Origin of the sequence: Agrobacterium sp. CFBP2214, from assembly GCF_030209895.1 — a bacterium.
Taxonomy (GTDB): domain Bacteria; phylum Pseudomonadota; class Alphaproteobacteria; order Rhizobiales; family Rhizobiaceae; genus Agrobacterium; species Agrobacterium radiobacter.
Genome location: NZ_JARVRC010000004.1, coordinates 1 through 20,734 on the forward strand (window position 1 = coordinate 1; position 20,734 = coordinate 20,734).

17 protein-coding genes are annotated in these 20,734 nt (G+C 59.8%); 3 read left to right on the forward strand and 14 right to left on the reverse strand.

Going from position 1 to position 20,734, the window contains the following annotated elements; all coding sequences use genetic code 11:
- Nucleotides 1–185 precede the first annotated feature (185 nt).
- Nucleotides 186–548, reverse strand: coding sequence for a hypothetical protein (locus tag QRN60_RS12580; protein WP_060724383.1), 363 nt, complete (start codon nucleotides 546–548; stop codon nucleotides 186–188).
- 203 nt (nucleotides 549–751) lie between these two features.
- Between QRN60_RS12580 and QRN60_RS12585 the strand changes: the two genes are divergently transcribed.
- The gene (locus QRN60_RS12585) at nucleotides 752–2,446 is read left to right on the forward strand and encodes a dihydroxyacetone kinase family protein (RefSeq protein ID WP_111834968.1); all 1,695 of its coding nucleotides are present in this window, start codon (nucleotides 752–754) and stop codon (nucleotides 2,444–2,446) included.
- Between the two features lie 77 nt (nucleotides 2,447–2,523).
- Here the strand turns inward: QRN60_RS12585 and QRN60_RS12590 are convergent, their stop codons facing one another.
- On the reverse strand, nucleotides 2,524–2,982 hold the full coding sequence (locus tag QRN60_RS12590) for an Lrp/AsnC family transcriptional regulator (protein ID WP_003504223.1): 459 nt from the start codon (nucleotides 2,980–2,982) through the stop codon (nucleotides 2,524–2,526).
- Nucleotides 2,983–3,105: 123 nt separating this feature from the next.
- On the opposite strand from QRN60_RS12590, the gene QRN60_RS12595 reads away from it, so the two are divergent.
- Together QRN60_RS12595 and QRN60_RS12600 are read left to right on the forward strand one after the other, a co-directional pair.
- On the forward strand, nucleotides 3,106–4,389 hold the full coding sequence (locus QRN60_RS12595) for a cystathionine gamma-synthase family protein (protein ID WP_003504226.1): 1,284 nt from the start codon (nucleotides 3,106–3,108) through the stop codon (nucleotides 4,387–4,389).
- Nucleotides 4,390–4,497: 108 nt separating this feature from the next.
- Nucleotides 4,498–5,178 (forward strand): DUF2161 domain-containing phosphodiesterase, encoded by a 681-nt coding sequence (locus tag QRN60_RS12600; RefSeq protein WP_060726777.1) that lies wholly within the window; start codon nucleotides 4,498–4,500, stop codon nucleotides 5,176–5,178.
- 64 nt (nucleotides 5,179–5,242) lie between these two features.
- Here QRN60_RS12600 and QRN60_RS12605 read toward each other — a convergent pair whose 3' ends face one another.
- The 12 genes from QRN60_RS12605 to QRN60_RS12660 form a co-directional block, all read right to left on the reverse strand.
- Entirely contained in the window at nucleotides 5,243–6,172 is a 930-nt protein-coding gene (locus QRN60_RS12605; RefSeq protein ID WP_111834967.1) for an MYG1 family protein, read from the reverse strand.
- A 198-nt stretch (nucleotides 6,173–6,370) separates the two neighbouring features.
- Complete coding sequence (locus QRN60_RS12610) at nucleotides 6,371–6,931, reverse strand: NAD(P)H-dependent oxidoreductase (RefSeq protein WP_060726779.1); 561 nt, start codon at nucleotides 6,929–6,931, stop codon at nucleotides 6,371–6,373.
- Between the two features lie 50 nt (nucleotides 6,932–6,981).
- Nucleotides 6,982–8,163, reverse strand: a complete 1,182-nt coding sequence (locus QRN60_RS12615) for an acyl-CoA dehydrogenase family protein (RefSeq protein ID WP_060726780.1) — start codon at nucleotides 8,161–8,163, stop codon at nucleotides 6,982–6,984.
- Between the two features lie 115 nt (nucleotides 8,164–8,278).
- Nucleotides 8,279–9,382 (reverse strand): LLM class flavin-dependent oxidoreductase, encoded by a 1,104-nt coding sequence (locus tag QRN60_RS12620; protein ID WP_003504237.1) that lies wholly within the window; start codon nucleotides 9,380–9,382, stop codon nucleotides 8,279–8,281.
- A gap of 129 nt (nucleotides 9,383–9,511) precedes the next feature.
- A complete protein-coding gene (locus QRN60_RS12625; RefSeq protein WP_060726781.1) occupies nucleotides 9,512–10,624 on the reverse strand; it encodes an LLM class flavin-dependent oxidoreductase in 1,113 nt (370 codons plus the stop codon).
- Complete coding sequence (locus QRN60_RS12630; RefSeq protein ID WP_112592382.1) at nucleotides 10,621–12,339, reverse strand: dipeptide ABC transporter ATP-binding protein; 1,719 nt, start codon at nucleotides 12,337–12,339, stop codon at nucleotides 10,621–10,623. The genes QRN60_RS12625 and QRN60_RS12630 overlap by 4 nt, the downstream gene beginning before the upstream one ends.
- Entirely contained in the window at nucleotides 12,318–13,163 is an 846-nt protein-coding gene (locus QRN60_RS12635; protein WP_060726783.1) for an ABC transporter permease, read from the reverse strand. The genes QRN60_RS12630 and QRN60_RS12635 overlap by 22 nt, the downstream gene beginning before the upstream one ends.
- Nucleotides 13,160–14,170 (reverse strand): ABC transporter permease, encoded by a 1,011-nt coding sequence (locus QRN60_RS12640; protein WP_020813058.1) that lies wholly within the window; start codon nucleotides 14,168–14,170, stop codon nucleotides 13,160–13,162. The genes QRN60_RS12635 and QRN60_RS12640 overlap by 4 nt, the downstream gene beginning before the upstream one ends.
- Nucleotides 14,171–14,208: 38 nt before the next feature.
- On the reverse strand, nucleotides 14,209–15,864 hold the full coding sequence (locus QRN60_RS12645; protein WP_020813057.1) for an ABC transporter substrate-binding protein: 1,656 nt from the start codon (nucleotides 15,862–15,864) through the stop codon (nucleotides 14,209–14,211).
- Between the two features lie 395 nt (nucleotides 15,865–16,259).
- Nucleotides 16,260–18,602, reverse strand: a complete 2,343-nt coding sequence (locus QRN60_RS12650; RefSeq protein ID WP_129567332.1) for a molybdopterin guanine dinucleotide-containing S/N-oxide reductase — start codon at nucleotides 18,600–18,602, stop codon at nucleotides 16,260–16,262.
- A 38-nt stretch (nucleotides 18,603–18,640) separates the two neighbouring features.
- Complete coding sequence (locus tag QRN60_RS12655) at nucleotides 18,641–20,017, reverse strand: FAD-binding oxidoreductase (RefSeq protein ID WP_080864581.1); 1,377 nt, start codon at nucleotides 20,015–20,017, stop codon at nucleotides 18,641–18,643.
- A 113-nt stretch (nucleotides 20,018–20,130) separates the two neighbouring features.
- Entirely contained in the window at nucleotides 20,131–20,733 is a 603-nt protein-coding gene (locus QRN60_RS12660) for a 2-hydroxychromene-2-carboxylate isomerase (protein ID WP_111792876.1), read from the reverse strand.
- Nucleotide 20,734: the final 1 nt, after the last annotated feature.

Consider the following 20,734-nt stretch of genomic DNA (forward strand, 5'->3'; position numbering starts at 1 on the left):
CGTCAGGCTCATAACCTGAAGGCCGCAGGTTCAAATCCTGCCCCCGCAACCAAATTAGCCCGCTTCATGCGGGCTCTTTTGTTGTCAACGGAAGATTTACGCCACGCTATCCAACAATAGCCGAGGACTATCATCCGGCGCGCCGCAATAACACATTGGCGGTGGCTCCTCCGACTCGGAGGACTTCAGGCTTCGACAGGTTCGCTGACATCATCCAGGAGAAAGTGCACGATCACATAGCGCGTCGTGTATTTCTGACCGCTATCGGAGACGCTCTCGACGCTGCCGCCGTCGGAGGGATGCCATTTCTGATAGTGGGGGTTGTTGGTAATCAGCGTGATCGCCTTGCCCGAGAAGCTGCCATTCAGCCGATAGCGGGCCTCTGCCAGGCTCCAGATCTTCTCAAAATCCTCCTGGCTGATCCGGACTTTCAAGGCTTTTCTGGAGGTGGCTTTTCCAGGCGAGCCATCGTCGCTTGCCGCCGGTGGAACATGCAGGTCAACCTCTTCCGCACCATCAAGCAGAAAGGCAAATTCGTCTGGCCACATCCGTCTCACGTATCGCTCCTCCCAAAGCTTACCGCCCCACAGCACAATCATGATAGCGCGTCCGCCGCGAGAGGCAATGGCGGAAATGTACCTGCGTTTCGAATGCCCGGAACTTGAAATTGGCCGGGAGATCGTGCTTGTTCACGATCAGCAGGGCGTGTTTGCGTCCACCGTCAGTTGAGAACTGCATCGAGGAGTAAGGCATGAAGAAGCTCATCAACGATCCAGCCACCGTTGTGCGGGACATGCTTGAAGGGGTGGTGGCGCTTAGCCCTGCGACGGTCCTGCTAGCAGATGAGAATGTTGTGATCCGGTCTGGTCTTCCGGAAACGGAAAAGCGGAAGGTGGCGGTCCTGTCGGGTGGAGGCAGTGGACACGAGCCAGCCCATGCCGGCTATGTCGGTGCGGGCATGCTGACCGTGGCGGTGGCAGGCGATGTCTTCACTTCGCCCAGCACCGATGCGGTTCTTGCCGGTATCAAGGCTGCAGCCGGCCCCGCCGGCGCTCTGGTTATCGTCAAGAATTATACGGGCGACCGGCTGAATTTCGGATTGGCGGCCGAGCTGGCAAGGGCTGAAGGAATTCCGGTCGAGATCGTGGTCGTTGCCGATGACGTCGCGTTGAAGGACACGGTTCCGGCCGATCGCCGCCGGGGTATTGCAGGTACGGTACTGGTTCACAAGGTCGCAGGCGCTGCCGCGGAGCAGGGACTTCCCCTTCAGGCGGTGGCCCGGATCGCGCGGGAAGCCGCCGAAAAATTGTCCTCCATGGGAGTATCGCTGGGTTCCTGCACCCTCCCTGCTGTCGGCAGGCCGGGCTTCGTCCTTGGCGAAGCTGAAATCGAGGTCGGGCTCGGAATCCATGGCGAGCAGGGCGTGCGGCGGATGCCTGTCGCATCGGCGGACGAACTGGTGAAGCTGGTCCTCGAAACGATCGAAGCCGATGGCAGGCTGAAGAGCGGAGACCGGGTGACGCTTCTGGTCAACGGACTGGGATCAACGCCGCCGATGGAGCTTGCGATCGTGGCGCGATCAGCGGTCGCACGCCTGGAGGCGAAGGGCGTCGTGGTCGAGCGGGCCTGGGCAGGCACCTTCCTCTCCGCTCTCGACATGCCGGGCTTTTCCCTGTCCGTCATGCATGTGGACGATGCAACGCTGAGCCTCATGGATGCGCCAACCGATGCCGGTGCATGGCTGCGCGGCGGTGCGGTGAACCGCACGCGGGTCCTGCCTTCGGCAGGCGTCGAGAAGAGCGCGACTGCGGAAAACACGATAACGGCAGCCGGTGAGCGATTGCGTGCCGCCGCAGAATTGGTTGCCGGAGCCCTGATCGCCGCGGAGCCCAAGTTGACGCAGCTGGACAGTGTTACGGGCGACGGTGACCTCGGAACAAGCATGGTGCGGGGCGCCGAAGCAATCCTGGCGCTGCCCATGGAGAGCTTCGCAGATGTCTCCGGAGGATTGATGGCGATGGCAAACGCGATGCGCAAGGCAATCGGCGGAAGCTCTGGCCCCTTTTACGCCACGGGCCTGATGCGCGCCTCGCGCCATCTTGCCGGCATCGAAAAGCCGACGGCCCAGCAGATGGCGGAAGCATTCGTTGCAGCCGTTGCCGCGGTGTCTGAACTCGGTGGTGCGAGGCCGGGGGACCGCACGATGATAGATGCGCTTCATCCGGCGGCAGAAACCTTCCGGGATAAACTCGCAGGTGGAGCTTCGGCCGCGGAAGCCTGGCGATCCGCGGTGGCGGCAGGCGTTGCCGGCGCCGAGGCGACGGCCTCCATGAAGCCGAGGCTCGGGCGCGCGAGCTATCTTGGCGAGCGGGCTGTCGGACATCTCGATGCGGGAGCGGTCGCCGTCAGTATCTGGCTTGAAGCAATCAGGAACAATGAGCGCTGACGAGAGTGGGCCGGAACAGCCATGCCGTCGGCCGGACGCCCGTGAATATCTTGCGCCGGCTCCGCCGGCCTTGAAGCTCAGATACGCCGCGCCTTGATCGTGTTCATGACGAAGCTGGTCTCGATGGTGTCGACGCATTTCAGCTTTGCAATCTTGTCCTTGATGAAGCGCTCGTAATCCTCCAGCCCACCGCACATGACCTTGAGCATGTAATCCCTCGGACCCGTGACGAGATGACATTCGAGAACCTCGTCCCAGTCAAGAACGGCCGCCTCGAACATGCGGATTTCGTCATCGTGCTGACGGCTGAGGCGGATGGAGGCAAGGGCAGTCATCGTCCACCCCTCGATTGCCGGATCGATGATGGCGGAATATCCTTTGATCGCGCCTATCTCTTCCAGGCGTCGAAGCCGTCGCAGGCACGCCGATGCCGAAAGTCCGACTCGCTCGGCAAGTTCGTTGTTCGTGATCCGCGCATCGGCAGACAGTTCCTTGAGTATCCTGCTGTCGATCGGGTCTGCAATTTTCTGCGACATAAATGACCATTCTCCGCAATATATTGCTTAATGAGATAGTCCGACGCTTCAGAATGCAAGATATTTTGGTTTCACTGCGTGTAATCTGCAGGTAATTCAACGCCAGCTGAGGGATCATCGGAAATGACCGCGCCGCATCCATCCAAAACCCATATCGGCAACCACGCTCTCCATCCTGAAACCCAGATGCTCAATTATGGGTATGATCCAGAATTGTCGGAGGGCGCCGTAAAGCCTCCCGTGTTCCTGACATCGACCTTCGTCTTCAAATCGGCAGAAGACGGGCGCGACTTCTTCGACTACGTCTCCGGGCGCAAGGAGCCGCCGGAGGGCAGGGGCGCAGGCCTCGTCTATTCGCGTTTCAACCATCCGAACAGCGAGATTGTCGAGGATCGTCTTGCCGTTTACGAACGGACGGAGAGCTGCGCTCTCTTCTCCTCGGGCATGTCCGCCATTTCGACGACGCTTTTCGCCTTCGTCCGGCCGGGTGACACCGTGCTCCACTCCCAGCCCCTGTATGGCGGCACGGAGACGCTGCTGGCGAAGACCTTCCATAATTTCGGCGTCTCGGCAGTGGGTTTCGCCGACGGTGTCAGCGAGACCTCGGTGATATCAGCTGCAGAGGAGGCGATGGCGAAAGGCAGGGTGTCTGTCATCCTCATCGAGACCCCGGCCAATCCGACAAACAGCATTGTCGACGTCGCGATGATAGGCCGGGTTGCCGATGTTATCGGCGAAAAGCAGGGGCACAGGCCGATCATCGCCTGCGACAATACGCTTCTTGGGCCCGTATTCCAGCGACCCATCGAGCATGGCGCCGATATCTCGCTCTATTCACTAACGAAGTACGTTGGCGGGCATTCCGACCTCATAGCCGGGGCGGCGCTCGGCCGGAAGGATGTCATGAAGCAGGTGAAGGCGTTGCGTGGGGCAATCGGCACGCAGCTCGATCCGCATTCATGCTGGATGCTCGGACGCTCCCTTGAGACGCTGCAAATCCGGATGGAGCGGGCGAACAGCAACGCCAAGGTCGTGGCGGAATTCCTGAACGCGCATCCCAAGGTCGAAAAAATCCATTACCTGCCGTTCAGCGATCCGGCATCCGCGGTTGGCAAGGTGTTTGCCGCACAATGCTCCGGTGCGGGATCGACCTTCTCGTTCGACATCGTCGGCGGGCAGGCTGCCTCTTTCAAATTCCTGAATGCGCTCAACATATTCAAACTCGCGGTAAGTCTCGGCGGTACGGAGTCTCTTGCTTCTCACCCCGCGACGATGACGCATTCGGGAGTTCCTGCCGATGTCCGCCAGCGCATCGGTGTGCTGGATTCCACGATCCGGCTGTCAATCGGCATCGAACATCCCGATGATCTTGTCGCCGACCTGACCCTTGCCCTGGATCAGGCCTGACGACAGGTAGCCGACAATCTGTAACCGAGCGCGCCAGCGGCTATAAAGGTTGTCCTGTGCAGGTGGATCGATGTATCTGGGGGGAACTTCACTTGAACCTGCAGGCACATGGAAACGTCGCTTTATCTGCCCATCAAGGGCTTTCTCGAAAAGGCGGGCTACGCCGTCAAGGGCGAGGTTGGCGGTTGCGACCTCGTCGGCTTGAGCGATGACGATCCGCCTGTTGTCGTGATTTGCGAGCTGAAACTGAGCTTCAATCTGGAACTCATCTTGCAGGCTGTCGATCGCGCAGCCATTGCGGACGAGGTCTGGATCGCGGCTCGGGTTTCAGCCAGGGGCAAAGGCCGCGAGGCCGACAGACGTTACCGCGATCTTTGCCGCAGGCTCGGTATCGGTATGCTCGGCATTTCCGATACCGGTGAGGTCAGCGTGATCGTTGGTTCCATATCACCGATGCCGCGAACCAATCCGAAACGGCGGTCGCGGCTGATGCGCGAACACCAGAGGCGACGCGGCGATCCGACGGCAGGTGGCAGCACGCGCGCGCCGATCATGACCGCGTACCGCCAGCAGGCGCTCGGCTGTGCCCTGGCGCTGGCATCAGGGCCGATGCGGGTGCGTGAAGTCAGATCCAGCGTACCGGATGCCGGAAAGATCCTGCTTTCGAATGTTTACGGCTGGTTCGAACGGCAGGACCGAGGAGTCTATGGTTTGACCCAGCCCGGCCGTGAAGCACTACAGCGATGGCCGCAGCAGGATACGCCGGCAACTGACACTGTTACCGGCTGATTTTTTTCAGCAATGGAGGCTCGCGCCGCCACAAGATGCGGCCGGCCACACGGCCGGCTCCACATCACTGCTTTGCTGCGATTGCTTCCTTTACCGCCAGCTCCGCCATGGCCAGTGCAGCATCGCGGGTTCTGGCCGCTGCGACAAACCGGCCGTTATGGCAAAAGGTCGCGCCTTCGACGCCGCAAACCGCTTCGAGATCTTTGTCGGTCAGGCCGGCCCAAGCTGCCGGCAGGTCGGCACGCAGCTCAAAGCCCTCATCCGCGCGGCGGATACCGGTCAGACACCAGTCGTTGTTGCGCGGGTGAACGACAAAGAGCAGATGGTCGGCGCCTGCCTTCATGATGGCGGGTCGAAACGGCATTCCCACCGGCAGTTCCAGAATATGTCCCTCACCGGCATCCACGATAGCCCTGTTCACAAGCGCTTCGGCCCGCAATTTTGCAGCGCTGTTGGCAATCTTTGCCTCCACGAAGCTGTGGGCAACGGCCAGCGCCGCGTGGAAACTGCGATTATCCGCTTCGGGATCGGTCTCGTCGAAAACAGGTTTCAGAGTTTCCAGCAGGACGGGCAAAGTCAGCCCAGCGAGCTGCCCGGCGATAGAAGGGCTCAGTGCGCCATTGTCGACCAGATCGACCGGCAGCACGAAGCTGGTATCGAAAGAGGTGTGAATGGCTTCGATATGGTCTTCAGGAACGCCGGAGGCGGCAAGATAGTCGCGGCCGAAATGCTTCCAGATCAGGCCGAACGAGCTATAGGGTTGACCGTCGTCCCGTAGTGGTGCGCCGCGCTGGTGGTGATCAAATATTCCCGCCGTTGGGTCATAAGCACCTCCGACGTCGTAGATGATGCGGTTCGCGCCGGGCGTAATCCATTCGGACGCCCTGCTGCGGATGAGGCGGGCCTGCGGGAAAAGCCGGGTGAGCACGACGCTGGATAGGAGTTCGTCGGCGTGGAAGCCACCGGAATGGGTGACGAGGAAGTCCGGGATCATGTCAGGATGCGCCTTGTTGCTTGCGGAATATCCGCCTGAGATTGAGGCACCTGATATCCTTTGCCGGACGCTATCTCAACCCGCCATTCGTCACAGGGATCAAAAGCAATGCCATGCCGGACGACGTCGGTGGATCGAACCAGCCGACGTTGTCAGCGCTGTCAGTCTCTGTGAGGATATCCCGGGCGCATCGTCCAATTATTCTGCGGCGATTGTTACTCTTTCAAACCGTGCTTTAACAAGCAAAGCAGCTTCTGCGATTGCCTGATTTACCCGCGCGCTTATGGCAGGCGAAAGCTCGCCTTCTATGAAGTCCCGGCCGGAGGTGTAGATTGCGGTGGGTGCCACGAAGGCTTCGAAAAATGCAAATAGCGGTCTGAGCTGATGCTCCACCACAAGTGAATGCCGGTCTCCGCCGCCTGTCGCCGTCAGGATGATCGGCTTGCCTCTGAGGTCGGCGGGGTCGAGAAGATCGATGACGTGTTTAAAGAGGCCGGTATAGCTGCCCTTGTAGGTCGGTGAGCCGATCACCAGAGCTTCGGCATCGATGATCGTTTGAACAATCCGCCGCACATCACCATCGAGATCCGCCACGGATCGTGCCGAGCTCAATGATGCCCCGAGATCCTCGATGTCGAAAACCTGATGCTGCAGGCCCAGTTGTCCGGCCAGCGCTTCGCTGACATTTTCGACAAAGCGCTTCGTGCTGGATGGGCGCGATGTGTTGCCGGAGAAACCGACGATCAGATTGTTGCTCATTGACGTTCTTTCGAGTGATCTTGGGGAAGGGCGGTTTGCGCCAACGCGTCTTAAGCCGTCTTCAGGATTGAAAGGCCGGCCGGATGTGTCGATCGGTCATTCTCGCCTGTTTTCCAGCGCTCAAAGGCGGCACGTCCGAGAATGGCGACGGACGTATCTTCCTGGGGTGCATGGACGAGAACCGACTGGATATCGCGGAAATGCCGCTCCAGACCAAGATCGGCGTTGAGGCCGGGATTGCCGATGCCACGAACAGCCAGTTGCACAGCTTCGCGGATCTGCCTGCCGGCGAGGAGCCGGGCCCTTATCAGGTGTTCGGCATCGCCAATATGGCCTGTGAGCGCGCCGAAGATGATCTGCCGGGCGCCGGAGACCAGAAGGTCGATCTCACCCGAAAGCGTGACAAAACGTTCTGTCCGCGCAATGGGATGGCCCAGATTGGCGGGCACACGTTCGTGCGCGAAGCGGATGAAGGCTTCCTGAGCCGCTTCGGCTGCGCCGAGATAGATTGCGGTCAGCGCAAGCGTCATTGCCGCATGGCTGCGATTATCCTGCTGGGCAACGGAGGGATCAACGAGTTCCAGCACATTTTCTGCCGGGATTTCAACCTCGGTATATTCGACATCGTGCGAACCTGTCGCCCGCATTCCGAGGCTCTTCCAGTTCTCGATAATCCTGATGCCGGGCAGGCCGTTAGGCACGACAAACGTGCCGACCCGCGCCTGAGCCTCGTCGGTGTGCGCCCAGACGAGAAAATGGGTGAGGCCGTGCGCGCCCGTCACGAAGCGCTTGCGGCCCGTGATCGACCAGCCATTTGCCGTCCGGCGCGCACGCGTGGCCGGCAATCCGCCGCGCGCCGGCGAGCCCAGTTCCGGCTCCACACGGGCGGCGTTCAGCAGCAGTGGCCGATCTTTGGCTTTGGAAAGAAGGTCCCTGTAAAGACCGTCGGGCCAATGATCCTTCGTCGCCTGTCCCAGGTGGGTGAAGATCGTCATTGCGCTGATGAGCGCCACCGAGGGATCGCCGCGTCCAAGGGCCGCCAGAATATGGGCCGCGGTGCTCAAGGTTCCTCCCGGGCCGCCGTAACGCGTGGCCACGGTGCTCTCCAGAAGTCCGGCTTGATGAACGGCGCGAATGCCGGTCCAGGGAAACTGACCGGTCTGATCCGCCTCCGGTGCGGCTTCGGAAAGGGCGTACACAGCGGCGTCAAGTGCGGTGGGATCGTAAGACATGCGGATAACGGCTTTCTGGAAGGTCGAGAGGCGGGATCATCCGTTGCGGGCATGGATGATCCCGGTCTTGGAGGAAGAGGTGGGCAGGTCCGACGGCCTGGCCGGACTGCCGTGATCAGGCGGCTGCCTTCTTCTTTGCCTCTTCACGTTCGCGAATGCCCTCGCGGACGAGAGGCAGGATGTATCGTCCGTAGTCGACGGCATCATTGTAATTGTCATATCCACGGATCGAAATCAGATCGGCGCCGAGATCAATATAGTCGAGAATGGAGTCGGCGATTGTGCGCGGCGATCCGACCAGAGCGGTTGTTGCGCCGCTTGCATTGGTCGCGGTGACGGTCGGATACCAGAGCGCGCGGTCATGGACATCGCCGCGTTTGGCGATATCGAGCAGGCGCTGGGAGCCGATATTGGCGGGGGGTGTTGCGTTGACCGGCGCGCGCGAAAGGCCCCTCTGACGGTTCTCGTTCAGACGGTCGAGAACCCTGTGCGCCTTATCCCAGGCCAGTTCGTCTGTTTCAGCCACGATTGGCCGGAAGGTAACCCAGATGCGCGGGCGATCGGTTCGGCCTGCTTTTGCGGCTTCGGCATAGATGCGGTCAATCTGCTGCTTGGTTTCAGCCAGCGGCTCGCCCCAGAGCCCGAAAATGTCGCACAGCGAGCCACCGATACGATAGGCGGCATCCGACGAACCGCCGAGCGAAATCGGGATAAGACCGTTGGTGGGACGCACGGCGCTGCGAAACTGCTTGAACTGGTAATATTTGCCGTCGAAATCGAAGGGCTCGGTTGAACTCCAGGCAAGGCGGAGAATGCGGATATATTCTTCCTGGCGTTCGTAACGCTCTTCCTTGTTGAGGAAATCTCCTTCGCGCGCCTGCTCCTCGTCGCTTCCGCCTGCGATGAAGTGGACGACGACGCGACCGCCGCTCAATTGGTCGAGCGTGGCGAGGGACTTGGCCGCAACCGTCGGATAAACGGTGTTGGGCCGGAGCGCGACGATGATCTTGATGTTCTTCGTATGCGCAAGCACGGTGGCGCCCAGCGTGAAGGGATCGAACGAAGAGGAGGAATAGGGAATGAGCGTGTAGTTGAACCCGTAGTCGTCCAGTGCACGCGCATAACGTTCCAGGAACAGCGGATCAACCGGAGCATCAGGGATGGGGTTCAGATCATTGGACTCGTTGGGAAAGCTGACGCTGATGAATTCCGCAGCCATGGGAGCTCCTTGGTGTTTCTGAGTGTCGGGTAAAAGCTAAAGCCGGTGTGGCATATGAGGAAGACAGGTCTTTCTATTTCTATGGAATATGTAGAAAATATTGCCTGACTATCCTGATGGTCTAGAACCTTAGATTGCCGCCCGTTCCGGCCCTTCGTGATCGGGAGCAGGTTTCCACCCCAGAGATGGAGCAACCGTCGTCGCAAGATCGGTGAGCAGTCGTATGTTTTCGGACAGTCCGAAAGCGGGAGGCAGAAAAAGAACGAGCTCATCTGCGGCCGCCAGTCCTGGATCACCCAACACCGCCTCTATGACTTCTTCCGGTGTACCTTGAAAGACCGGGGAAATCTGCGCGCCAACAGGCGGGCCGGCAGGGGCCAGCGCACCCTTCGGGCGTGAGGCGGCAATTCCCACCGTGCGACGCTCAAGGTCGTAAGCCGCGTATTTCTCACGCAGCTCCGGGGTGGTGCCAACGAGAATGGAAGCGGCAACAGCGACCGGGGGTGGCGTCGTCTTCCAGATGCGGAGCCAGTGGGTGCGATAGGCATCAATGATCCGCGCCTGATATTGACCGAAAGTCTCGCCTTCTGCCTGATCGTGAAGGACGGTCCCGGAAATCAGGCCAATCCCAAGTTCGGCGGCCTGTATTGCTGAATCGAGGCTGGCGGAGCCTTGTCGGATACGGCTGCGCAAGGTTGGGCTATGAGGGGTCACCCGCAACTCGGCTCCCGGAGGTGCACCAATGTCCCGCTCGGTAACAGTGTGCAAAACATCACCGGCAATGGCGGCGAGGAAACGCGACTGGCGTCGCTTTGCCTCTGTGCGGGCATCGGTATCGACGGTTCCGAAAACGGCATCGAACGCGCCGTTGGTCCCGGTCGAAATGGCAAGTTCAAGCCGACCGTCGATCAAGAGGTCGGTTGTTCCCGCCGCCTCAGCCAGGAGGATGGGGTCCTGATAACGCATCGGGATGACGGCGGAGCCAAGCGTGATGTGCCGCGTATGCTGGCCGACTGCCGCAAAGAAGGGTAACGGGGAAGAAAGATAGTGGTCGAAGTGACGCTGATAGGCCCAGCCTGACTGATAACCCAGCCTTTCCGCCTGCCTGAACAGCTCTATGCCCTGTCGCAGCCCCTGTGCCGGACCGTCATCGTCGTTGAACGACACGCGCGTATTGAAACCCAGCCGCTGTTTCGGTCGAAACAACGCGGGAAGGTCGCGGGAAGCTGCTGCAATATTCATGCGAGTTGCTCCTTCCGCAGAGCGCGCTGGACAGCGGGAGCGCGAACCGTTCCGGCAATGCCCGACGGGATGGAGTTCAGCAGCGACGCGGTATATTCGTGTCTCGGATTGGCGAATATCTCGGTGACGGCTCCATGTTCGACAATGCGTCCCCGCTGCATCACCGAAACGCTGTGCGCAAGTTGCCGGACGAGGGCGAGGTCGTGCGAAACGAAAACATAGGTCAGGCCGAGCTTCGCCTGTAGCGACAGCAGAACCTCGACGATATCCGCCTGAACGCTGACATCGAGTGCGGATGTGGGTTCGTCCAGCACGATCACATCAGGCTTGAGGACCAGCGAACGGGCGATTGCCACACGCTGACGCTGCCCGCCGGACAGGGCCGACGGTTTACGCTCCAGGAGGTGCTCGCTCAAGCCGACATTCGCGAGAGCTTCCTGTACGCGTTCGGATCGCTCTTTCGGCGTCCCGATCTCGAAGCGGTCGAGTGGTTCACGAACAAGCTGCCCCACCTTCCACGTCGGGTCGAGGGACGTAAACGGGTTCTGGTAAACCAGTTGAAGATGCCGCCATACGGACCGCAGCGAAGCGCGGTTTTTGTTCGTGACGGTCTCGTCGGCAACCGTAATCGTGCCGCTTTCCGGCTCTTCGAGCCCCAGCAGCAGGCGGATCGTCGTCGTCTTGCCGGAGCCGGATTCGCCGACGAGGGCATGAGTCGTGCCCGCCGGAACCGTAAACGAAATATCGTCCACCGCAGTCAGGGTTTTGCCATCGACAATGAAGCGTTTGGTGACGCCGCTGACGGCGATCTTTGGCGACTTGTCGCCATCAAGGAGGCTGAACCCCGGATCGCGGAATTTGGCATAGCGCTCCGGGTTGAGCGCGGGGACGTCGCCATGGAGTTTTTTGGCATAGGGTGAGGAAGGGGAGGAAAAAACCGCGGACGTCCTGCCTTTCTCCTGCATGACGCCGTTCTTCAGCACGACGAGATTATCCGCCCTTTCGGCCGCTATTGCGAGATCGTGGGTAATAAGAAGGAGGCTGATGTTCAGCTCATCCCGAAGACGGGAGAGGAGATCGAGGATGCGCTTCTGGATCGTTACGTCGAGTGCCGAGGTCGGTTCGTCCGCCACCAGGAGTGCAGGGCGTGGCAATATTGCCAGAGCGATCAGCACGCGCTGCAGCATCCCTCCGGACAACTGGTGCGGATAGGAATCGTAAACCCGTTGCGGATTGTCGAGACCCACCTTGGCGAAGGTTTCGAGAATAAGTGTCCTGCGGATCGCTGGATTGGTCTGTTCCATCAGCGCTGCCGCTTCCAGCGCCTGGGAGCCGATTGTTCTCACAGGATTGAGAGAGTTGCCGGGATCCTGCGGCACGAAGCCGATTTCACGGCCGCGAAACGGCCTGAAGCGGCGTTCTGGCAATGCGAGAATGTTCTGCCTGTCGAAAATAACCTGCCCTGTGGCGTTTGCGCCGGTGGGGAGAAGCCTCAGCACGGCTTTCGCGATGGTCGATTTTCCAGAACCGGATTCTCCGATGAGGGCGAGGCTTTCGCCACGTCCGATTTCGAAGCCGACATTATGGACGACCTCCTGCCGTCCGTAGGACACGGCAAGATTTTCGACCTTGAGAAGGGGTATCGCGTGTTGTGGAGACGCAGCCACGAACTCGGGAAGGATTGGCGCTGTTTTCAGTGCGATTTGCGAAGCCATCGGCTGATCCTGTTGACAGAGAGGACGGTCACGATCGTAACGAACGCGGGCGCATAAACGAGCCAGGGCCATTTGAGGTAGTCCTTGCCGATTGAAATCAGCAGGCCCCAGTCGGAAGAAGGTGGAGGGTCGCCGTAGCCGAGGAAGGCGAGGCTGGCGATCACCAGAATGGACTCGCCGAATTGCAGCACGGCAAGCGGCAGCATTGAGCGGGACGCATTTGGAAGGACGTGTCTGAGAACGATGTAGCCGCGCGAACCACCCGAGAGAAAAGATGCTTCCACAAAGGTCGCCTGACGTGTCTTGATGACCTCAGAGCGCGCCACGCGGGCGAAGAAGGCAATGGCTGATATGCCTGTCGCAATCGCCGCATTGATCGTTTCGAAGCCGATGGCCGTGACGATGATGACCGCGAGCAGGAACTTCGGGATGGAGAGCAGCACGTCGACAAAACGCGCAAAGACGATATCCACCCAGCCGCCGAAAAATCCGGCGAGCAAACCGATCACACCACCGATGAAGACACCGATGACGACAGCGACCAAAGCGCTCGATACGGATGAGGCTGTGCCATAAACGACCCTTGTATAGAGATCACGCCCGAGATGATCGGTGCCGAACCAGTGCGCAAAACTGGGCGCAAGAAGCTTGTCGGCCGGGACACCGTTGATCGGGCTCTGGCTGGTGAACAGTTGCGGCGCAATCGACCAGGCGACGACGATTGCGATGACGAGGAGGGAAAGGGCAACCGTTGGAGTAAGGTTGAGAGCTCTCAGCTTCTCGAACGGATTGCTGCCGGAAACCGGGCTGGAGACAAGGCTCATGGTTTGGCCCCCGTTTCAAGGCCAAGTGACGTGTCGTCGATGGTCGCCAGGCGGCGTTTTCGGCCAACGATAATTTTCACCCGTGGATCGAGCAGCGGATAGAGAAGATCGGCGATGAGGTTGACGACGACGAACACCACGGCTCCAAGCGAGACGATGGCCTGCAGGACGGGCAGGTCCTGCGTGCTGACGGAGCGCTGGACGAGACTGCCGATACCGGTACGGCCGAACACGGTTTCCGTGATCAGCGAGTTGCCCAGAAGCTCGCCCACGGTAAGGGCGATAACGGTCACCACCGGTAGCGAAGCGGGCTTGAGCAGATGTGTAGTGAAAAGCCGTTTCGGCCCGATGCCGCGGCTGCGGGCAACCGCCGCGTAATCCTGTTCCGCTTCATGATCGAGATTGGCGATCAGCACTTCCGCGATCTGCGCGGAAAACGGTATGCCGATGGTGATCGCCGCAAACAGCGTCGCCCAGAAGCTGTCGGGCTCGATGACCCGGAACAGCCGGAGCTGAAACCCGAAAAGGTGGATCAGAAACAGGCCGATGACGAAATTGGGCGTCGACAGGAACAGCGAAGGGAATGCCCGCAGCAGCCCCTGCCCATATCGTTTCGGCACGACCTGTGTGCCATAGGCAACGGCGAAGGCGAGGATCAACGCAACCGTGAGCCCGGCGGAGGCCAGTACCAGCGTCGATGGCAGCACCTCGGCGATCAGGGTCGAGACGGGTCGATTGGAGCGCATGGAGATGCCGAGATCGCCCGTCAGGAATGCCGACAGGGAGTGCCAGAGCTGCACGATGATCGGCCTGTCCAGCCCCTGTGCAGCAATGATTTCGGCGATTTCCTGCTCGGTGAAACCGTTCTGCGGGTTGCGCAGAACGCTGGTGATCGGGTCGCCAGGCAGGACGCTGACGACCACGAACGTGAAGACATAGGCCAGAAGGATGACGACGATCGCCTGGCCGAGCCGCTTTGCGGCGTAGGTTAGGTAGGCATTGCTCATGCCGTCACCTCCTTGACGTTACTTGGTGGGCGCTGGCCTCATTCGGCAATGAACGCTGTGTAGTAGCTGGCGTAAGCGACGCCGTTATAGACTTCGCCCTTCAGCTTCGGCGATTGCACGTAAATGCGCTGGACGATTTGGGTGCGTGGTATGAAATAGCCCTGTTCCAGCACGTATTTTTGCAGGCCGTCCAGAAGAGGCTTTCGTTCCTCGACGGAACCCGCGCCGGCGATTTTGTCACGCAGGTCGTTGAGCTTTGCATCACGCTCATCCAGCGCAAACCAGTTCTCGCCATTGTTGGCGTTGGTCAGGATGCTGGCGACCGTGCCGGCATCGATGAAGCTGCGCGTGACTTCATATGCGGGAACTGCGGCGCCACCGAATTTGACCTTCTCGCCATAGGTCACGACATCATAAGCCCTGATGTTGACCTTCCATCCGAGCCTGCCAAGCTGCTGGGCAATCAGTTCATCGACGGATTTCGAAGTTGCCAGATAGGGATTGGAATGGATCGTCAATTCCAGCGGCTTGCCGTCTTTCACACGAACGCCGTCCGCGCCCTTGGCCCATCCGGCTTCGTCCAGAAGCTTCTCCGCCCTGTCCGGATTGTAGGCGAGGAGATCGCTATGATCGGTCGCGCCGGGGACGTTGCTCTGGATGAACGACGTCGCAAGCTTCCAGTCCTGCGTATAGACGGTGTCGATGATTTCCTGGCGATTGATGCCTGCCTGGAGTGCCTGACGCACCTTCGCATCATCATAGGGTTGAAGCTTGGTGTTGACCGCCCAGCCGTTGACGAAGCCGAGATAACGCGGCGTCGCGACGGTAAAGCCTTCTTCCTTTAGCGATTTCAGTTCCTGGGGCGAGGCGTTATAGGCGACGTCCGCCTGACCGGACTGAACCGAAGCGACGCGAAGGGATGGTTCCGACACCAGCTTGTAGGTGATGGTATCGAGATAGGCGGGTCCGGTATGGCCGACTGCGGCGGGCCCCCAATTATAGTCCTTGCGCTTGACGAGAGTGACATGGTCGCCCTCTTTCCAGGACTCCACCACATAAGGTCCGCTACCGGCGGTCTTGCTGAGGTCTGCCTGCTGGCTTGCAGGCTGGGCGATGCTTTTGGGAGAGATCAGGATGGAACCGTGATAGCCAAGGGTCGGAATGAAACCGAGCGTCGGCTTCTTGAAGAAAACCTTGACCGTCGTGGCATCGACCGCTTCCGCGTGATCATAGGTCTTGGGGAAAAGGCCGATCGGGTTGATCCCCTCGTTCTTGCGGCCGGCATACCAGATGTCGAGATTGGCGACGACGGCCTTCGCATCAAGCGGTTCGCCGTCGGAGAAAGTCACGCCGCTTTTGAGGTGCAGGGTGAATTCCGTTGCGGTGTCGTTCTGCTCCCAGCGTTCGGCAAGCCAGGGGCTGACCTTGCCTTCGGCATCGACGTAAAGCAGCTTATCCGTAACATGACCCCAGATGTGGCCCTGGAAACTGGAGATGGCGCTGTTGTTGGGGATCCACGTGTCGCCCAGTGAATCGATCAGAAACGTGATGTCACCGCCATCGCGCGGCGTATCTGCCGCCAGTGCGCTCAGAGGTGCCAATGTCGATAAAAACAGCGAGGCCGAGACCGCCAAGGAGGCTGTGAAAAGCAGCCGGCGACGCGACAGGGAGAATGAGAAAGAACGTTTTGTCATGGTATGATCCTGATAAATTCAAAGTTTTTTTCGTTGCAATTTCTGCATCTCCTGCGGACGGACTGCTGCTGCCATCGGCACAACGCACGTCAAACCGTTGCCGCACCGGCTTTTCAGCCGGGCGGGAGAATGCTGGAGTTCATTGATGATCGGGTTGGGCGTCGCGGGGTTAGCGAGCGGCTTCTGGAAGCCTGCTTGGCTGAGGAGCGCGCCCGCTTCTACATATTCCAGTCATGACGCGGTCCCTCGTTGCGGTGTTCATCTTGCCCATAACCTAGCAGTCAGGCGTGAGGGAGAAAGACTGGTTGTTCTTTTTCTATCGATTTAGTGAATTATTTTATCGCCATTTTGCCGACAGTTTGGATTGGTGTTTCAGACGCCCTTAAATTGCCGTCTCACGCCGGTGATTGAGGATGGCCCGGCGCCGAAGATGCCGTGTCACGCAGGGCAAATGTCATGGCTTCGAAAATCCTGACCGGCGGCAAATCACCGGTAAAAAGCTCAATCTCCACCCTGGCGATCTGGCCGGTCGAACCCTGAGACAGTTTCGAAGTGCCGATGTCGCGGGTCAGGATATTGGGGTTGCCATGGATGCAGATGGCATTGTCGTCAGCGGAATCCTGCGGCTCGAACCATGCGCCGGTGGCAAGCTGCATCACCCCCGGCATGACGTCCTCACTGACGATGGCGCCAGCGAGGCAGCTGCCGCGCGCATTAAAAAGCCTGACGACGTCGCCGTCAGATATTCCGCGGGCCGCGGCATCGGCCGGATGGATGCGGACAGGCTCCCGATCCCTGATCTTGGTCGAACGGCTGAAATCGCCATAGTCCAGCTGGCTGTGCAGACGTTGATATGGCTGATTGCAGACGAGGTACAGGGGATGCAGGCGGGCGTCATCGGGCGTCTCCATTCTTGGGGGATACCAGCGCGGATGACCTTTGCAGTCCTCATAACCGAAACCCTCGACCGTTTCGGAATAGATCTCGATTTTTCCTGAGGGTGTCGGCAGCGGCTTCGTCCCGGGACCCTCAAGGAAAGCGCGCGCCGGGCCACCATCGTCGGGTTTAACCGGAAGAAGCAGTTCCCCCCGCTCCCAGAAGGTTTCAAAATCGGGCGCGTCGCGGCCGCCCGCCGCAAGCGCCTGACGGGTCGTTTCGTACAGGAAGGCGAGCCATTCTCTGCTGTTGCGGTTTTCGGTAAAGGCATCGAACCTGCCAAGTTTCCGCGCAATCCCGGCGAATATCTCATAATCGTCGCGTGCTTCGCCGACAGGGGCGATCAGGCGCTTCATGGCGATCATCAGGGGATCGCGATCGGCGGCGCCGATGTCGTCACGCTCAAGCGTGGTCGTGGCGGGCAGCACGATATCGGCATGTCGCGCGGTCGAGGTCCAGGCGGACTCGTGGACGATGATCGTTTCGGGACGCCGGAAAGCGGCCCGCAACCGGTTGATATCCTGATGATGGTGAAACGGATTGCCACCCGCCCAATAGACAAGCCGGATATCAGGATAGCGGAGTGCGTTTCCATTGTAATGAAACTCGGTGCCGGGATTGAGCAGCATATCGGCGATGCGCGCACAGGGAATATAGTCCGGCACGGGATTTTTGAATTGCTGCAGCGTTGGCAAGGGAACGGCGAGCAGGCTCTTGCCGATATTGCCCAACGCGCCGATGGAATAGGAAAATCCGCCGCCATCCAGTCCGATCTGGCCGAGCATGGCGGCAAGGACAATGCCCATCCACACCGGCTGTTCGCCATAATCGGCCCGTTGCAGTGAATGGCTGACCGTGATCAGGGTTCTGGAACCGGCCATCTTCCGCGCCAGCTTGCGGATCGTCTCCGGGTCAATGTTGCAGATCGCGGCCGCCCATTCGGGGCTTTTATGCTGGCCGTCCTCCCTGCCAAGAAGATAGTTCTCGAACCGGTCATATCCAGCCGTATAACGCTCCAGAAACGCCCGGTCGTGCAGTCCTTCCGTGACGAGGACATGAGCAAGCCCGAGCATCATCGCCACGTCCGTACCGGGAATAATGGGAAGCCACTCGGCATTCAAATCACCCGGAAAATCGTCTGCCAACGGGCTGATGAATATGAAATGCGCACCGCGAGCGCTCGCGCCGGCCAGTTTCTGCCGTACGGAATGCGTGCTGATCCCTCCACCGTGGACATCGGCGTTCTTGATCGCCATTCCACCGAAGGCGAGCACCAGCTCGCTGCTGCGTTCGATCGCGTCCCAGGTCACGCTCTTGCGGTCGAAGCTGTCATACGGTCCAAGCACATGGGGGATTATGACCATGGCAGCGCCGGAACTATACGTGTTGACGGACCGGACATATCCGCCAAGGACGTTCAAAAAGCGGTGAATCTGGCTTTGTGCGTGATGAAACCGGCCGGCACTCGACCAGCCATAGGAGCCGCCGAACACTGCGCTCGGGCCATGACCGTCATAGACCCTTTTCAGCTCATCCGCGACCAGCTTCGTCGCTTCGGCCCAGCTGACCTCGACGTAATCGTCAGCGCCGCGTCGCTGCGCGTGGCCGGTCTCGCGTTCAAGCCAGCCCCGCCGGACGGCAGGCCGTTTGATGCGAACGGGGCTGTCGGCAATCGCTGGAAGATTGCCCAGAAGCGGTGATGGATGCGGGTCACCGGGGTGGGGCTCTATCTCCAGTCGCCCATTTGCAAAGCGTCCGGAGAATGCACCCCAGTGGGAACTGTGAGTCTTGAAGGAATTCATCGCGTGGCCTCACGATCATGGATTGCAACGTGGCAATTCTATTTCGGCAGGATTTTCCCCGGATTCATGATGCCGGCAGGGTCGACCGCATGTTTGATGAGCGCCATCAGATCAACCGCGTCGCCATGTTCCTCGCGCAGATAAGCGATTTTCCCGGTGCCGACGCCGTGTTCGCCGGTCGAGGTGCCGCCGATGGAGAGGGCATATTGCACCATCTTCTTGTTGATGGCCGCCACTTCGCCGAGCTCTTCCGCATTGTCGGGATCGACCGCAAAGACAACATGATAATTGCCGTCGCCGACATGGCCGAGGATAGCCGCCGGCACGCTGCAATCCTTCAGAAGTTCGCGGGTCTTTAATATGCAATTGCTGAGCTGTGAGACCGGGACACAGACATCCGATGACCAGCCTTTGGCGTTTGGCCTCTGCGATACGACGGCGTAAAACGCGTTATGTCTCGCTTTCCAGAGACGATTGCGTTCTTCGGGTGCATTGGCCCACTCGAAATCCTTGCCGCCATGTTCCTCCACGATGGCGGATACCATGTCGACCTGTTCCTGAACGCCGGCGGGTGAGCCATGAAACTCGAAAGCCAACGTGTCCTCGATCTTCAGGTCCAGCCCGGAATAGGCGTTGACGGCCCTGATCAGGCCACGGTCCATAAGCTCCATGCGGGCGACCGGGATGCCCAGCTGCACGACCTGAATGGCTGATGCCACCGCCTGTTCGACGCTCTCGAAAGAGCAGAGCGCCGCCGAGATGGTTTCCGGTATTCCGTAGAGACGAAGCGTTATTTCGGTGATGATCCCCAGCGTTCCTTCCGAGCCTACAAATAACCGCGTCAGATCATATCCGGCGGAAGATTTTCTGGCGCGACCGCCGGTTCTGATGATCTGACCGGTCGGCAGCACCACGGTCAGCCCGAGCACATTTTCCCGCATCGTTCCGTAGCGGACGGCATTGGTGCCCGAAGCGCGGGTTGCGGCCATGCCGCCAATCGAGGCGTTTGCGCCAGGGTCGATGGGAAAGAATAATCCCATGTCTCGCAGATATGTGTTCAACTGCTCCCGCGTGACGCCGGCCTCAACCGTGCAATCCAGATCTTCACTGCTGATACGGGTTATCGTCGACATGCGCGAAAGGTCGATCGAGACCCCGCCATTGACAGCCGTCAAATGCCCCTCGAGCGAAGTGCCGGCGCCGAAAGCGATGACGGGCACCCCTTCCGCTGCGCATAGCCGCACGATCTCGGATACTTCGGAGGTGGTTTCAGCGAAAGCGACCGCATCGGGAAACACGGCTGCATGATGCGCTTCACCGCGCCCATGCTGCTCGCGCAATGTCAGGGACGTTGAAAGACGCTCCCCGAGGAGGTCCCCCAGGGATTGGATGAGAGAAGAGGACAGGTCAGGCATAAGAAGATTCCGTGGGAGCCTGGCAGCGGAATGCCACGGCAGACTTACAAACGTTGAAGGCGAAGCGCGCGCCCGGCGGAACGCCAGACTGTCTCCGCCATCTGGCGGTGATATCAGGCGGCGAGCTTTTCGCCCCTGAGATGACACTCTAGGAATGGAAGGCTATCCTGCCCCCAGTAGAGTTCATCCTGATAGCGATAGGTTGGCACGCCGAACACGCCGGCTGTCCTGGCGGCTTCGAAGCTGGCCTTTTGCAATGCCGCAACCGCATCGCTTTGGCCGTGGTTGTCGAGCGCTGCAGCATCAAAGCCTGCGGCTGTCGCAATGGCCCCTCGGACATCTGCGTTGCCGATGTCTTCACCACGAACCCAGAAGGCCTCCTGAAGCGCAGCTGCCAGCTTGAGCCAGTCATCGCCTGTCTCGATCGCCGCCGCGACTATCAGGCCGGCGGGTGCGGGATCCGAGAGAGCGGCGCGATTGTCGAAATTGAGCACTTTTCCGCGCAATGCCGCCCAGCGCTTCAGATCCCTGATCCAGTAGGCGCGTCTGGCCTCCGGGCGGTTTCGTGAATAAATGCCGCCGTTCTCCTCGATCAGCGGAATGACATGAGGGCGGATCGTGGCACCCTGTTCTTTCGCCAGCACAGCAAACGGTTCAAGACCGATGAAGGCCCAGGGGGAGCCGATGCTGAAAAAATAATCGATCGTCTTTGTCATT